Raw genomic sequence first — 14,458 nt, 5'->3', positions numbered from 1 at the left:
GCCGGTGTGCGGCGAGGTGTCGTCCCTCCGCCGGAGTGCCCCACCGCCGACGGAGACCAGCCACGATGAGTACCCCCGACGCCCCGACGCCCGCCTTCCGCCCCCTGCCCGCGCGGGTCGACCTTCCGGCCTTCGAGCGCGAGACGCTGGAGCGCTGGAGGGATTCCAAGGTCTTCCACCGCTCGCTGCAGGCCGGCGCAGACCGGCCGCTGTGGGTGTTCTACGAGGGCCCGCCGACCGCCAACGGCAAGCCGGGCGCCCACCACGTCGAGGCGCGGGTCTTCAAGGACCTCTTCCCCCGTTACAAGACGATGAAGGGCTACCACGTGCCCCGCCGGGCGGGCTGGGACTGCCACGGCCTGCCCGTCGAGCTCGCCGTCGAGAAGGAACTCGGCTTCACCAGCAAGAGCGACATCGAGGACTACGGCATCGCCGAGTTCAACGAGAGGTGCCGCGAGTCCGTCCTGCGCCACGTGGCCGACTTCTCCGCGATGACGGAGCGGATGGGCTACTGGGTCGACCTCGACGGCGCCTACCGGACGATGGACACCTCGTACATCGAGAGCGTCTGGTGGTCCCTCAAGCAGATCTTCGACAAGGGCCTGCTCGTCGAGGACTTCCGGGTTACCCCGTACTGCCCCCGGGACGAGACGCCGCTGTCCGACCACGAGGTCTCCCAGGGCTACAGCGACACCGACGACCCGTCGGTCTACGTGCGGTTCCCGGTCGTCGAGGGCCCGCACGGGCTGGCCGAGCACGGCGCGCACCTGCTGGTGTGGACGACCACCCCGTGGACGCTGGTCTCCAACACCGCGGTCGCCGTCCATCCCGAGGTCAGCTACGTGCTGGCCCGGGCCGCCGGCGGTGAACTGCTCGTCGTCGCCGAGCCGCTGCTGACCGCGGCCCTGGGCGAGGGCGCCGAGGTGGTCGAGCGCTTCACCGGCGCCGAGCTCGCCGGCACCCGCTACGCCCGGCCGTTCGAGCTGATCGCGCTGGAGCGCTTCGAGGAGGCAGCGGGGAAGACCGCCGTCGGCCGGGGCGCCGGGACGTCCGCCCGCCCGCACTCGGTGGTCCTGGCGGACTACGTGACGACCACGGACGGCACCGGGCTCGTCCACCAGGCACCCGCCTTCGGCGCCGAGGACCTCGCGGTCTGCCGCGCCAACGGCCTCGGCGTCGTCAACCCGGTCGGGCCGGACGGGCGCTTCCTGCCCGACGTGCCGCTGGTCGGCGGGCTGTTCTTCAAGGACGCCGACGCGCCGCTGTCCGCGGATCTCACCGCGCGGGGCCTGATGTGGCGGGCGGCGACCTACACGCACAGCTACCCGCACTGCTGGCGCTGCCACACGCCGCTGATCTACTACCCGTTGCCGTCCTGGTACATCCGCACGACGGCCGTCCGCGAGCGCCTGCTCGCCGAGAACGCGCGGACGGACTGGCACCCCGAGCGCATCCGCGAGGGCCGTTACGGCGAGTGGCTGCGCAACAACGTCGACTGGGCGCTGTCCCGCAACCGGTACTGGGGCACCCCGCTGCCCGTCTGGCGGTGCGAGGCCGACCCGTCCCACCTGACCTGCGTCGGCTCGCTGGCGGAGCTCTCCGAGCTGACCGGCACGGACCACTCGACGCTCGACCCGCACCGCCCGTTCGTCGACGACGTGACCCTGCCGTGCCCCACCTGTGGGGAGACCGCCCGGCGGGTGCCCGAGGTCATCGATGTCTGGTACGACAGCGGCGCGATGCCGTTCGCCCAGTGGGGCGCCCCGCACCGCAACGCCGACGAGTTCGCGAAGCAGTACCCGGCGCAGTACATCTGCGAGGCGATCGACCAGACCCGGGGCTGGTTCTACACGCTCATGGCCGTGGGCACGCTGGTCTTCGACCGGTCGTCCTACGAGACCGTGCTGTGCCTGGGCCTGCTGCTCGACGCCGAGGGCCGCAAGATGAGCAAGCACGTCGGCAACGTGCTGGACCCGTTCGACCTGTTCGACCGGCACGGGGCGGACGCCGTCCGGTGGCTGATGCTGGCCGGCGGCTCACCGTGGTCGGACCGCCGGGTCAGCCACGAGTCGATCGAGGACATCGTCCGCAAGATCCTGCTCACCTACTGGAACACCGCGTCGTTCTTCGCGCTCTACGCGGGCGCGGCGGACTGGCGCCCGACCGGCGCCGACGGGTCGGGCGAGGGCGCCGCGGCCCCGGCCGAACGCCCGGTGCTGGACAGGTGGGCGCTCTCCGAGCTCGCCGACACCGTCGCCGAGGTGGACGCCGCCCTCGAGGGCTTCGACGCGCTGCGCGCCGGGCGCCGCATCGCCCGCTTCGTGGACGACCTGTCGAACTGGTACGTCCGGCGTTCCCGCCGCCGCTTCTGGGCGGGCGACCCGAACGCGCTGGCCACCCTCTACACCTGCCTGGACGGCCTGACCCGGGTGATGTCGCCGTTCACCCCGTTCCTGACCGACTGGCTGTGGTCCCGGCTGTTCGCCGGCATCCTGCCCGGCGCCCCGGACTCGGTGCACCTGGCCTCGTGGCCGCAGCTGCCGGCGGACCTCGTCGAGCCGGGCCTGGCCGAGCGGATGGACCTCGTGCGCCGGATCGTCGAGCTCGGCCGCGCGGCCCGGGCCGCCAGCGGGCTGCGCACCCGTCAGCCGCTGCCGCGCGCGGTGGTCGGCTCCTCGGCGTTCGACGACCTCTCGGCGGAGCTGCGCGCGCAGATCGCCGAGGAGCTCAACGTCGTCGCCGTCGAGGCCGCGACCTCGGACCTCGTCGACATCAGCGTGAAGCCGAACTTCCGGGCGCTTGGACGGCGCTTCGGCAACCGCACGAAGGCGGTCGCCGCCGCCGTCACCACCGCCGGGGCACCGGTGGACGGCCGGCTGACCGTCACCGTGGACGGCGAGCGCATCGAGCTCGGCGGTGAGGATCTGATCGTCACCGAGACGCCGCGTGAGGGCTGGTCGGTGACGAGTGAGTCGGGCCTGTCGGTCGCCCTCGACCTGACCGTCACCCCGGAGCTGGCCCGGACCGGGCTCGCCCGCGACGTGGTGCGCGTCCTGCAGGACGCGCGGCGGGCCGCGGGGCTGGAGATCACCGACCGGGTCGAGCTGCGCTGGGCCGCCGCCAAGGAGGAGACGGCGGCAGCGTTGCGTGAGCACGCGGCGACCGTCGCCGACGAGATCCTGGCCACAGTGTTCCAGGAGGCACCGGTCGAGCAGACGGCGGAGCCGGCATGGCACCGGGGATCATCCGCGGAGCTCGGCCTGACCTTCGCGCTGACCAGGACGGCCCCCGCGCCGCCGACGGTTGGCTGACGGCCACCCGAACTTCTCGCCCGCGCCGGTGGAGACCCCGCCGGCGCGGGCGCGGCGGCAACAGCCGTGGTTCCGCGCAGCGCAGCGCAGCGAGGGCTAGGCTGGCGTCTTCTTCCCGGCGCGCCGCACAGCCGCGACGGGCAGCAGCACCGCGGCGAGGCAGACGACGATCAGTGACGTGTACGACCAGGTGGCCGCGCCGAACAGGCCGAGCACGGCCAGCACCGCGGCGATCACCACCAGGGCGCCGCTGATCATCACCATGCTGGCCTAGAACTCCTGCATGCCCGGAGCGTCGCGGCGGCCCGGGTCGAGATCCGGGCGCCCGCCGTGACCGTTGCTCTCCCGCGCCAGCGTCGCGGCGCCCATCTGCGGGCCGCCCTGGAACGCCTGCGCTCCCACGTGCTGGGGCTGAGGCGGCTGGCCGCCACCGGTCTGCGCCATGCCGACGCTCGCGGGGGCCGGGGTGGGTGTCGGCGCGCCGGGGTTGAGCCCGGGGCGCGCCGGCATGCCCGGCCCGACGGCCGGCTGTGTGGGCATGCCGTCGAGGTCACGCAGCTGCATCTCCAGGTAGGCGCGCAGCCGCGTGCGGTACTCGCGCTCGAAGGCGCGGAGCTGCTCGACCTGGCCTTCGAGGCGGCGCTTGTCGTCCTCGAGCCCACCGAGCTGCTCGGCGACGTGCGCCCGGGCCTCACCGAGGATCCGGTCGGCGTCGGCGCGCGCCTCGCGGCGGGCCCGCTCCGACTCGGCGCGGGCCTCCCGCAGCGCCTCGTCGGCGGTCCGCTGGGCGAGCACGAGGGTCCGCGCGACGCGCTGCTCGATGTCGGCGTCGTTCTGGCCACCGGCGCCCGGGCCCGTGCGGGCCGGGGCCTGACCGCCCCCGCCGACCAGCGCGGGCATGACCGCCGTCGGGCCACCGGACACCGGCGGACCACCGGGCACGCCGGGTCCATTCGGACCACCCGGACCACCCGGACCCGCGCCAGGCGGGCCGGCGGGCATCGGGGGCCGCTCGCGGGCGGCCTGGGCCGCCTGCGCGGCCTGCGCCTGCGCCTGCGCCAACTGCCGGCGGGACTCCTCGAGCTGGCGGCGCAGCTGCTGGTTCTCGTCGAGGATCTGTGCCGGGACACCGGGACCGCCACCGCCGGACCGGCGGGCCTCGTCGAGCTGCCTGCGCAGGTCGCTGCTCTCGTCGAGCAGTCGCGTCAGCTCGGCCTCGACCTCATCAAGGAAGGTGTCGACCTCGTCCTCGTTGTAGCCCGTGCGGAACCTCGTCGGGCTGAAGACCTTGTTCTGAACATCCTGCGGTGTCAGCGCCACGTTGCCTCCTCGTGCGGCATCGCCGCTCCCCGAAGAGAGGGCGGTCTGCGGGCAGTCTGCCTTGCCCGCACTCGCGGTGTGCACACGACCTCAGTCACAGCCTCTGCGCATAGCTCTGCAAAACGACGATCACTATGAAGAGAAGCAGGAACCCGAGGTCAAGCGCAACGCTACCTACCCTCAACGGCGGAATGAACCGCCGAATCAATCGCAACGGAGGGTCAGTCGCCGTGTACACGATCTCGAAGAGCAGGACCAGGGGGCCGGTCGGCCGGAAGGAGCCGCTCAGCGCGAGCACCAGGTCGATGACCCACCGAGCGATCAGGAGCAGCAGGTAGGCCGTCAGCACCCAAAAGAGCAGAGTTCCAAGTGCGCTGATGGTGCTCTCTCCCGGGAGGACGAGGGGAAGTGGTGACGACCCTACTGGATGATCTTGCCCTGGCTACGACTGGTTACTACGACTGGTTGTAGAACCCACCCTCGCGGATGCGTCGCTTGTCTGTCTCGGTGACCTCGACGTTGTGCGGCGAGAGCAGGAAGACCTTGTTGGTCACCTTCTCGATGTCGCCACGGAGCCCGAAGATCAGCCCTGCGGCGAAGTCGACCAGCCGCTTGGCGTCGACGTCGTCCATCTCGGTGAGGTTCATGATAACGGGAGTCCCGTCCCGGAACTCCTCACCGATCTGACGGGCCTCATTGTAGCTACGCGGCTGGAGCGTCGTGATCCGGTACGGCCGGGGCTCCTCGACGGGCGCTACGCGGCGCATCGGCGTCGGCACGGGGGGTCGCAGATGCTCCACCGGTGGGCGTCGCGGCATGGCGACAGGCTCCTCACGTGCATCGATCCGGCGGACCGACCGGTCAATCGGCACCGGGTCGAGCGTGGCCCGCCGATCGTCCCGGACGGCGCCTCGGACGGCGTCGTGACCGCCGTCGTCATAGTCGTCGTCGAGATAGTCCTCGTCCTCCTCGGCGAGCCCGAGGTAGACCATCGCCCTGCGACCGAGCCCCATGGGCGCGACTCTAAGGGACACCGTGCCGTTCACCGAACAAAGCGGTGCCGATCCGAAGGTGTGTCGCGCCCTCCGCGACCGCATCCTCGAGATCACCGGACATCCCTGCACTGACTAGCGTCGCCGCGGGATGTTCGGAACGAAGTCGGTCGGATACCTCACGGAGTCGGGCGAAGGCCGGCCTGGCAGGTGCTCCGCGTGGCGCGACAGCCATCACACCCGTCAGAACAAGCCCTTCGGAGCCCGCGACGAGCTCGGCGAGCGCCGGTACGTCCGCGGGCAGGGCCCCGCCGCGAGCACCGTCCACAGCCCCGGCGGTGGGCTCACTTTCCCTGGTAGACAGGGCATTTCGCGCCGCGGGCGCACCCGGTGCACCGACGGGCTCCGTAATGTCCAGATTGACCTGTATGCACACTGAAATCTGACGACCACGTGCCGTTGCCGCCCGGGAAAGGGCTTCGACCAGTCGCGCTCGGTCCACCGACTGCACGCAGTGCACCCAGCCCGCCACAGCCCGGGCCTTGTTGCGCTGGAGCTGGCCGACGAAATGCCAGACCGGCACATCGGGCCCGGCGGCCGGCCCGAGGGTCGGACCCTGATCCACACGTGATGGACGCCATGCCCCCGACGTGTCGGCCAACGGACTCGATTCCCGGAAACGGTCATCATCGGACCACATCGTGTGCTCATCCGAGCCGCCCGCCGCGGCGGCGGCCAGCGCCAGCCGGACGGCCTCGGTCTTCGGCCCGGCCTCCTGCTCGCGGTTCTCGGCGAAGTGGCGGACACCCAGCGCGACCAGCGCGAGGACGTCCTCGGCGGGTCGGGTCTTGCTGACGGCGATCAGGGTCAGCTCCGCCGGGTCGCGGCCGGCGTCCCGGGCCGCCACGGTGATCCGGTCACGGACGACGGTCAGCCGCTCGCGCAACTCGGCCAGCCGGCGCGGGTCCACCTCGCGCTCGAGGCCGCTCATGGCAGCCAGGCGAGGCCGGCGAACCGCCCGGTCCGCCCGTCGCGGCGGTACGAGTAGAGATCCCCCGACTCGGCGCTGCAACGATCGGACAGCACAACACGGCCCACGCCGGCCGTCGCCAGCTGGGCGCGCAGCCCGGCCCGGAGATCCAGCGCGGGCGTGCCCGCGCGGGTCTCCGACCCACTGCCCGGAACCCGCCGCTGGACGTCGGCGCGCATGTCCGCGGGCACCTCGTAGCACCGCCCGCAGATCGCCGGGCCCAGCGTGACGTCGATCGACGAGCGGTCGACGCCGAGCTCGTCGAAGATCTTCAAGGTGGCCGCCAGCACGCCCGCCGCCATCCCCTGGCGGCCGGCGTGCGCGACGCCGACCGCCGCCGGCGACTCGAACATCACCGGCACGCAGTCGGCCACCAGCACCGCGAGCGCGACGCCGGCGGCGTCGGTGACCATGGCGTCGGCCTCGGGCGGCGGTCCGGGTGCCCGCACCAGGCTCACCTGGGCCCCGTGCACCTGCCGCATGAACTGGACCGGCCGGCCGACCCGGGACGCGAGCAGCCGCCGGTTCACGCTGACCGCCTCCGGATCATCACCCACGTGGTCACCGAGGTTGAGCCCCGCGTACGGCGGCATGCTCGTGCCGCCGTCACGCGAGGTCACCAGGACGGGCATCGCCGCCTACTTGAGGAAATCCGGAACGTCCAGCTCGTCGTCGTCGGCCACCGGGCGGACGGGGCGGCGCGGCGGGTAGGCCGGGCGCGGGCCGGGACGAGCCGGCTCCGGGCCGCGGCCGGCCTGCGGCGGAGCCCCGCCGGCCGGGGCCGCTCCCGGCGCGCCCGGGGCCCCGCCGGGAGCGGCCCCGGCGTGCCCGAGCCCGGCGCGGGGCATGCCCTGGGCCGCGGCGGCATGGGCCGGCGCGGCGTGGGCCGGAGCAGCGTGCCCGGGAGCAGGGTGCCCGGTACCCGGGGCGCCGGCAGCCGGCGCGGAGCGGGCGTAGCCGCCCTCCCCGACCGTGTCCGGGTGCTCCCGGCGGGGCGGCCCGCCCATGGGCCGCTGGTCGCCGGCGGACCCGACCGCCGGCGCGCCGGCCTGGCTCGGGGCGCGGTCGTCGGGCAGCGGGTCCGGCACGTAGTGCCCGACCTGCTGGCTCGTCGGCGGCAGGTAGGTCGAGTGGGCCGGCGCGGGCCGTGGCGGCGCCGGCACGTTCGGGATCGGCGGCAGCGCCGTGGTGTTCGGCGCGCCGCCCGAGCCCGGCTGGGCCGCCGGCTGGCCGGGGGCCCCCGGCTGCGGCGGGCCGCCGGCCGCGCCGCCCGGCCCCGGTGGTCGGCGCTGGGTGGCGAGCGTGCGGGTCCGTCGGTCCTGCACGGTGTCGAACCCGGCGGCGATCACGGTGACCCGCACCTCGTCGCCGAGGGCGTCGTCGATCACCGCACCGAAGATGATGTTCGCCTCGGGATGGGCCGCGTCGGCGACCAGCTCGGCCGCGGCGTTGATCTCGAACAGACCGAGGTCGGACCCACCGGAGATGTTCAGCAGGACGCCCTGTGCGCCGTCCATGCTGGCCTCCAGCAGGGGGGAGGCGATGGCCTGCTCGGCGGCGACCGTGGCCCGGTCGTCACCCCGTGCCCGGCCGATGCCCATCAGGGCGCTGCCGGCGTGCGACATGACCGTCTTGACGTCGGCGAAGTCGAGGTTGATCAGACCAGGGGTGGTGATGAGGTCGGTGATGCCCTGGACACCGGAGAGCAGCACCTGGTCTGCGCTGCGGAAGGCGTCCAGGACGCTGATGTCGCGATCGGTCATCGCGAGCAGGCGGTCGTTCGGGATGACGATGAGGGTGTCAACCTCATTGCGGAGGGTGTCGATGCCCGTGTCGGCCTGGGTCGCGCGGCGGCGGCCCTCGAAGGTGAACGGGCGCGTCACCACACCGATCGTCAGCGCGCCGAGCGAGCGGGCCACGTTGGCGACGACGGGAGCACCACCGGTGCCGGTGCCACCGCCCTCACCCGCGGTCACGAAGACCATGTCGGCCCCCTTGAGGACCTCCTCGATCTCCTCGCGGTGATCCTCGGCGGCCTGGCGGCCGACCTCCGGGTCGGCACCGGCCCCCAGGCCACGGGTGAGTTCACGGCCGACGTCGAGCTTGACGTCGGCATCGCTCATCAACAGCGCCTGGGCGTCGGTGTTGATGGCGATGAACTCGACACCCTTTAGCCCGACTTCGATCATCCGGTTGACGGCGTTTACGCCGCCTCCGCCTATCCCGACGACCTTGATGACCGCGAGATAGTTCTGGGGGGCTGCCATGCGGTGTCGGTCCTCCAGCGGCGTCGGTGGGCGAGCAGGGGGGCTCCCCGGCTCCGTTAGCCCGCGGTCTTACGACCGATTGGAGCGGGGAAGCAGCCGAGCAGCCTCAACCTTCACCGTCAGCTAGACGGTTACAGTTATGTCAACTTCCGACTGTGGATCGGACAGTAGGCACGGCTTCGTCGGTGGTCAAGGACGCTGGCGGCGCGTCACACGGATGGGATTCGCGTCCCCTTCGTCACACCGGTCCCGGCTCGCCCGGGGCACCTCCGCCGAACCCCTGCCCTGTGGTGTGTACTGCGTGGCGTGACCGGACCGCACTCCGACGACGCCCCGGCCGCCCCAGCAGGCCCGGCCGCCGCGCCGCCGCCCGTCGTCCCCGATCCCCGCGACCGCCCCGAGCGGGCCCGGCGGGTCCACTTCCTCGGCATCGGCGGCGCCGGGCTGTCACCCCTCGCCCAGATCCACCTGGCCGCCGGCGGCCAGGTCTCCGGCAGTGACCAGGAGTACTCACCGCGGGTCGCCATGCTGCGTGAGCTGGGGGTCCCCGTCCGGGTCGGTCCCGCCGCCGACGCGGCGGCGCTGGCCGCCGAGCTGTCCGCGGCGGACGTCGTCGTGGCCTCCAGCGCGCTGCGTGACGACCACCCGGAGATCATCGCCGCCCGCGAGCTCGGCATCCCCGTCCGGCGGCGCTCGGACTGGCTGCCGGAGCTGACCGCGCCCTACCGGCTCGTGGCGGTCGCCGGCTCACACGGCAAGACCACCACCGCGGCGATGCTGACCCTGGTGCTCGCGGCCGGCGGCGTCGACCCGACCGCGGTCATCGGTGCCGATGTGGCCCAGTTGGGCGGCAGCGCCGTGACCGGACGGGGCGACGTGTTCGTCCTGGAGGCGGACGAGTACGGCGGCGCGTTCGCCGGGCTGGACCCGGAGCTCGCGGTGATCACCAACGTCGAGTGGGAGCATCCGGACCTCTTCCCGGACGAGGCCTCGGTGCGCGCGGTGTTCGCCGACTTCGCGGCCCGGGTCCGCCCGGGCGGGCGGCTGGTCGTCTGCGGCGACCATCCCGGCGTCGCCGCGGTGCTCGCCGAACTCGACCGGCGGGCCGAGCCCGACCGGCGCGCCGACGCGCCGCGGGCCCGGGTGGTCGACTACGGCTTCACCCCCGGGCGGACGTGGCGGGCGGTGGACTACGTCCCACTGCCCGGCGGTGGCTCCACCTCGACCGTGCTGCGCGACGGGAACCGGGTCGGCGAGCTCACCCTGGCGCTGCCCGGCCCCCACATCGCCCTGGACGCCCTCGCCGCCCTCGCCACGGCCGCCGAGCTGGGGGTGCCGCCCACGGACGCCCTGAGGACGCTGGGGACGTACGCGGGCGCGGCCCGACGCTTCGACGTCGTGGGCCGGGCGAGCGCGCCCGGCGGCACCCGCGTGGAGATCGTCGACGACTACGCGCACCACCCGACCGAGATCCGCGCCACCCTGCGCGCGGCCCGCGACCGCGCCGCCGGCCGGCAGGTCTGGGCGGTCGCGCAGCCGCACACGTTCAGTCGCCTCGCCGCGCTGCTCGACGACTTCGCGACGGCCTTCGGCGACGCCGACCGCGTCTACGTGACCGACGTGTACGCCGCGCGCGAGACCGACAACCTGGGCCTGCACGCGTCCGACCTCGCCGGGCGGATCAGGCGGCCGGCCGCCGCCGGCTACGTGGCCTGGCCCGACCTGCCGGGCCGGCTCGTCGCCGACCTCGCCGATCTCGGCGGCCGCGGGGACCTCTGCGACGCGGCGGCCGGCGGCACGCACGGCGTCATGCTGCTCACCCTCGGCGCCGGAACGATCACCACGCTCGGCCCGCGCCTGCTGGACCTGCTCGCCGCCGGCGGCACCGACGCATTTTCCGGGAGCAGCCGGGCGGGCGACCAGGACGCGACGGGCCTGCCGGCCTGACCCTGCGGGGCAGTGCGCGGAGTCGGTGGTTGACTGCGCCGCGTGACATTCTCCGGTGAACGAACACTCCCCCCTCCCGGCGGGTGCCCCGACGGCAAGGGTGAGGACCGACGATGACCGAAACTCGAGACCCGCGCAGCCGCGGGTTCGACTTCAGGGTGGTCAACCAGGCGGTGATCGCCGAGTACCGGGCCAACGGCGGCAGGCTGGAGAAGACCCTGTCCGGCTCCCGGCTCCTGCTGCTGACAACCGTCGGCGAGCGCACCGGACGCCCGCACACCACCCCGCTGGGCTACGTCGTGGACGGCCACCCGGCGCACGGCGCCCCCGACGCCCCGCCGAACGCTCCGAACGTCACTCGGGACGGCCCCCACGCCACGCCGTCCGGCCCGCCCGCCACGCCGGACAGCCTGAACGCCAGGCCGGACGGCCCGGAGCGGGACGTCCCGACCCGGCGCCTCGTCGTCTACGCCACGAACATGGCCGCCGCGGCGCACCCGCAGTGGTACCGGAACCTGCTGGCGCACCCGAAGGTCACCGTGGAGCTGGACGCCGACCGGTTCGACGCGGAGGCGTCCACCGCCGTCGGGGCCGAGCGCGAGCGCCTGTACGCGGCGCTGGTGGACGGCATGCCGGGGCTGCGCACCCATCACGAACAGACGACCCGCGAGATCCCGGTCGTCGTCCTCGCCGCGCTGCGCTGACCGGCCCCCGGCCGGCAGCGCTTCGAAACGAAGTGTGGCGGCTGGGTGAGTCCATGGACTCACCCAGCCGCCACACTTCTGCGATGGATCATCAGACCGGGGCTGGGGGCCTGGGTCAGCCCGGCAGGGCCGACCGTTCGGCCAGCAGGCGCAGCAGCTCCGGGCCGACCTGCGTCACGTCGCCGGCGCCGAGTGTCATGACCAGGTCGCCCGGCCGCGCCAGATCCATCAGCACGCCCGGGACGGCCGACCACGACGGCTCGTACACGACCCGCGCTGCCCCGGCCCGCGCCGCCCCGGCCCGGGTGGCCGCGGCGACCCGGGCACCACCCGCGCCCGGCTCGGGCTGCTCCCCGGCGCCGTAGACGTCCATCACCACGACCGCGTCGGCCGAGCCCAGCGCGGCACCGAACCGGTCGGCGAGCAGGGCCGTGCGGCTGTACAGGTGCGGCTGGAACGCGACGACGACCCGGCCGCCGCCGGCAGCCGCCCGCGCCGCCTCGACCGCGGCGGCCACCCGGTCCGGGTGGTTGGCATAGTCGTCGACCACCCGCACCCCGCCCGCCGACCCGAGCGGCTGGAAGCGGCGGCGGACCCCGGCGAACTCGGCCAGCCCGGCCAGCAGGCCGGCTGGTGGGGCACCCAGGGCGATCCCGGCGGCCAGGGCCGCCGCGGCGTCCAGGAGGTGGTGCCGGCCGGGGACCCGCAGCGACAGCCGGCCCAGCCGGACGCCATGGACGACGACCTCCGCGCTGGTGCCCGCGATCGAGATCTCCTCGGCGACGAGCCGGACGTCCGCCGACGACCCGAACCCGTACCCCGTCAGCCACGGCCGGCCCGCGCCCGCGGTGCCCTGCCCGCCTGTGGTGCTGTGCGCGGCGGCGTCCGCCGGGCGCCCGTCCGGGCCGCCGGCCCGGCGCCACCGGTCGGCGTGATCGGCCGCCGCCGTGGCGAGCGCCCAGCCGGCCGTGTCGTCCACGCAGGCGACCAGGAAGCCGCCCGGGTCGACCCGGCGCAGGAACGTCGCGAACGAGGCGGCGAGCGCGGGCATCGTCCGGTAGTGGTCGAGATGTTCGGCGGCCACCCCGGTCAGCACCGCGCCGTACGGCTGGAGCTGCCAGAACGCGCCGACGTCCTCGTCCGCCTCGACGACCATCAGCTCGGAGCTGCCCGCGTGGGTGTGCGAACCGGCCTCGCCCGGATCGCCGCCGACCGCGAATGTCGGGTCCTCACCGCAGGCCTGCAGGGCGGCGGTGAGCATCATCGCCACCGTGGTCTTGCCGTGCGAGCCCGCGACCGCGACGCCCCGGTGCCCGGCCATCAGCCCGGCGAGCGCGGCGGAGCGGGGCAGCACGCGCAGCTCGCGCCGGCGCGCCTCGGCGAGCTCCGGGTCGTCGGTCGGCACCGCGGGCGCGACGACGACGAGCTCGACCCCGTCGAGCCGTGACGCGTCGAAACTGTCCGGGCCGTTGCCCACCGTGATCGGGATGCCGAGCGCGCGCAGCGACGCCAGCCGCCGGGATTCGACCGCGTCGCTGCCGGTGACTGTCGCGCCCCGCGCGACCAGCAGCCGCGCCAGACCGCTCATGGCGATCCCGCCGATGCCGACGAGGTGGACCCGCCGCCAGCCCTCCGGGAGATCTCGCGCCGTCACGTGGCCATCCTGCCGCAGTGCCGCGCGCGGGCGTGCGTCGGACCCACGCGCGCCGGGCTCAGGCGCGGCGCGGGCGGGAAGGCGCTGGCCACGGTCGCTCAGTTCGCCGCGTGCCTCGGCCGGGCCCGCCTGCGGGTCGGCTCGGCCAGCCGGATCATCGCGACGATCGCGCGGGCGGCGTCCGGGTGGCCCGTGCCGGCGCAGGCCGCGGACATCTTCCCCAGTCGCTCTGCCGAGGTCAGCACCGGGAGCAGGTTGGCCGCCAGCCAGCCGGGGCTCAGCTCGGCGTCGTCCACCAGCAGCCCGCCGCCGGCCTCCACCGTCGGCAGCGCGTTGCGGCGCTGCTCGCCGTTGCCGTGCGGCAGCGGTACGTACACCGCCGGCAGGCCGACCGCCGCGAGCTCGGCGCACGTCATCGCGCCGGAGCGGCACAGGCTCATGTCGGCGGCCGCGTAGGCGGAGGGGATGTGGTCCAGGTAGGGCACCGCCCGGTAGGGCGCGGCCAGCCCGGCGGGCAGCGCGGCGGCGACCTCCTCGTAGTTCTTCGGCCCGGTGGCGTGCAACACCTGCACGCCCGAGCCGGTCAGCTCCCGCGCGGCGCCGACCATCGCGGTGTTCAGCGAGCGGGCGCCCTGCGACCCCCCGAAGACGAGCAGGGTCGGGCGGTGGGCGTCCAGGCCGTAGCGGGCCCGCGCCGCGCGCGCCGCCGGCGCCGAGCGGTCCAGGGTGAGGATCTCCGCGCGCAGCGGAATCCCGGTGAGGGTGGACCCGCGCAGCGGGGTGCTGGGGTAGGAGGTGGCCACGAACGGCGTGAGCCGCGCCCCCAGCCGGTTCGCGAGGCCGGGCAGCGGGTTGGCCTCGTGCACGACGATCGGCACCCCCAGGCGGCGCGCGGCCACGTAGGCGGGCACGGCGACGTAGCCGCCGAAGCCCACCACGACGTCCGCCCGCACCTCGCGCAGCGTGGCGCGCGCCGCGCCGACGGCGGCGGCCAGCCGTTTCGGCACCGTGAGCAGCGCCGGCGAGGGGCGCCGGGGCATCGGTACCTTCGGCACGGTCGCCAACTCGTAGCCGCGAGCCGGGACGAGTTTCGCCTCCAGCCCGGTCTCGGTACCGAGCAGGGTCACCCGGATCCTGGGGTCGTCCGCGCGCAACGCGTCGGCGACCGCGAGGGCCGGTTCCACATGGCCGGCAGTTCCGCCGCCGGCGAGCAGCACACTTCGCAACATCGGC

Annotated in this window: 12 protein-coding genes; 3 read left to right on the top strand and 9 right to left on the bottom strand. The window is 74.3% G+C overall.

Annotated features, from left to right (window positions below; translation table 11 throughout):
• Nucleotides 1–65 precede the first annotated feature (65 nt).
• Nucleotides 66–3,311 (top strand): isoleucine--tRNA ligase, encoded by a 3,246-nt coding sequence (gene ileS, locus E0504_RS24905; protein WP_112106098.1) that lies wholly within the window; start codon nucleotides 66–68, stop codon nucleotides 3,309–3,311.
• Between the two features lie 96 nt (nucleotides 3,312–3,407).
• On the opposite strand, the gene E0504_RS50495 is transcribed toward ileS, so the two are convergent.
• The 7 genes from E0504_RS50495 to ftsZ form a co-directional block, all read right to left on the bottom strand.
• A complete protein-coding gene (locus E0504_RS50495) occupies nucleotides 3,408–3,575 on the bottom strand; it encodes a hypothetical protein (RefSeq protein WP_165938600.1) in 168 nt (55 codons plus the stop codon).
• 6 nt (nucleotides 3,576–3,581) lie between these two features.
• Complete coding sequence (locus tag E0504_RS24900; RefSeq protein ID WP_112106097.1) at nucleotides 3,582–4,631, bottom strand: DivIVA domain-containing protein; 1,050 nt, start codon at nucleotides 4,629–4,631, stop codon at nucleotides 3,582–3,584.
• A gap of 94 nt (nucleotides 4,632–4,725) precedes the next feature.
• Complete coding sequence (locus E0504_RS24895; protein WP_020462564.1) at nucleotides 4,726–4,980, bottom strand: YggT family protein; 255 nt, start codon at nucleotides 4,978–4,980, stop codon at nucleotides 4,726–4,728.
• 106 nt (nucleotides 4,981–5,086) lie between these two features.
• A complete protein-coding gene (locus tag E0504_RS24890) occupies nucleotides 5,087–5,644 on the bottom strand; it encodes a cell division protein SepF (protein ID WP_071063794.1) in 558 nt (185 codons plus the stop codon).
• Between the two features lie 10 nt (nucleotides 5,645–5,654).
• Nucleotides 5,655–6,614: a YggS family pyridoxal phosphate enzyme gene (locus E0504_RS24885; RefSeq protein WP_131625947.1), complete on the bottom strand. Its 960-nt coding sequence runs from the start codon at nucleotides 6,612–6,614 to the stop codon at nucleotides 5,655–5,657.
• Nucleotides 6,611–7,285 carry a peptidoglycan editing factor PgeF gene (gene pgeF / locus E0504_RS24880; protein ID WP_083391030.1) on the bottom strand — a complete coding sequence of 225 codons (675 nt, stop codon included), beginning with the start codon at nucleotides 7,283–7,285 and terminating at the stop codon, nucleotides 6,611–6,613. Before pgeF ends, E0504_RS24885 begins: the two co-directional genes overlap by 4 nt.
• A gap of 6 nt (nucleotides 7,286–7,291) precedes the next feature.
• Nucleotides 7,292–8,920, bottom strand: a complete 1,629-nt coding sequence (gene ftsZ / locus E0504_RS24875; protein ID WP_131625946.1) for a cell division protein FtsZ — start codon at nucleotides 8,918–8,920, stop codon at nucleotides 7,292–7,294.
• A 306-nt stretch (nucleotides 8,921–9,226) separates the two neighbouring features.
• On the opposite strand from ftsZ, the gene murC (E0504_RS24870) reads away from it, so the two are divergent.
• Both murC (E0504_RS24870) and E0504_RS24865 read left to right on the top strand, forming a co-directional pair.
• On the top strand, nucleotides 9,227–10,867 hold the full coding sequence (gene murC / locus E0504_RS24870; protein WP_131625945.1) for a UDP-N-acetylmuramate--L-alanine ligase: 1,641 nt from the start codon (nucleotides 9,227–9,229) through the stop codon (nucleotides 10,865–10,867).
• Nucleotides 10,868–10,980: 113 nt separating this feature from the next.
• Nucleotides 10,981–11,571, top strand: a complete 591-nt coding sequence (locus tag E0504_RS24865; RefSeq protein ID WP_112106094.1) for a nitroreductase/quinone reductase family protein — start codon at nucleotides 10,981–10,983, stop codon at nucleotides 11,569–11,571.
• 115 nt (nucleotides 11,572–11,686) lie between these two features.
• On the opposite strand, the gene murC (E0504_RS24860) is transcribed toward E0504_RS24865, so the two are convergent.
• Both murC (E0504_RS24860) and murG read right to left on the bottom strand, forming a co-directional pair.
• Nucleotides 11,687–13,225: a UDP-N-acetylmuramate--L-alanine ligase gene (murC, locus tag E0504_RS24860; protein ID WP_112106093.1), complete on the bottom strand. Its 1,539-nt coding sequence runs from the start codon at nucleotides 13,223–13,225 to the stop codon at nucleotides 11,687–11,689.
• A 98-nt stretch (nucleotides 13,226–13,323) separates the two neighbouring features.
• Complete coding sequence (murG, locus tag E0504_RS24855; protein ID WP_112106092.1) at nucleotides 13,324–14,454, bottom strand: undecaprenyldiphospho-muramoylpentapeptide beta-N-acetylglucosaminyltransferase; 1,131 nt, start codon at nucleotides 14,452–14,454, stop codon at nucleotides 13,324–13,326.
• Nucleotides 14,455–14,458: the final 4 nt, after the last annotated feature.

Source organism: Parafrankia sp. BMG5.11, assembly GCF_004337455.1.
Note: the sequence above shows the minus strand (reverse complement) of the source record. Positions and strands in the feature narration are given on the sequence as shown.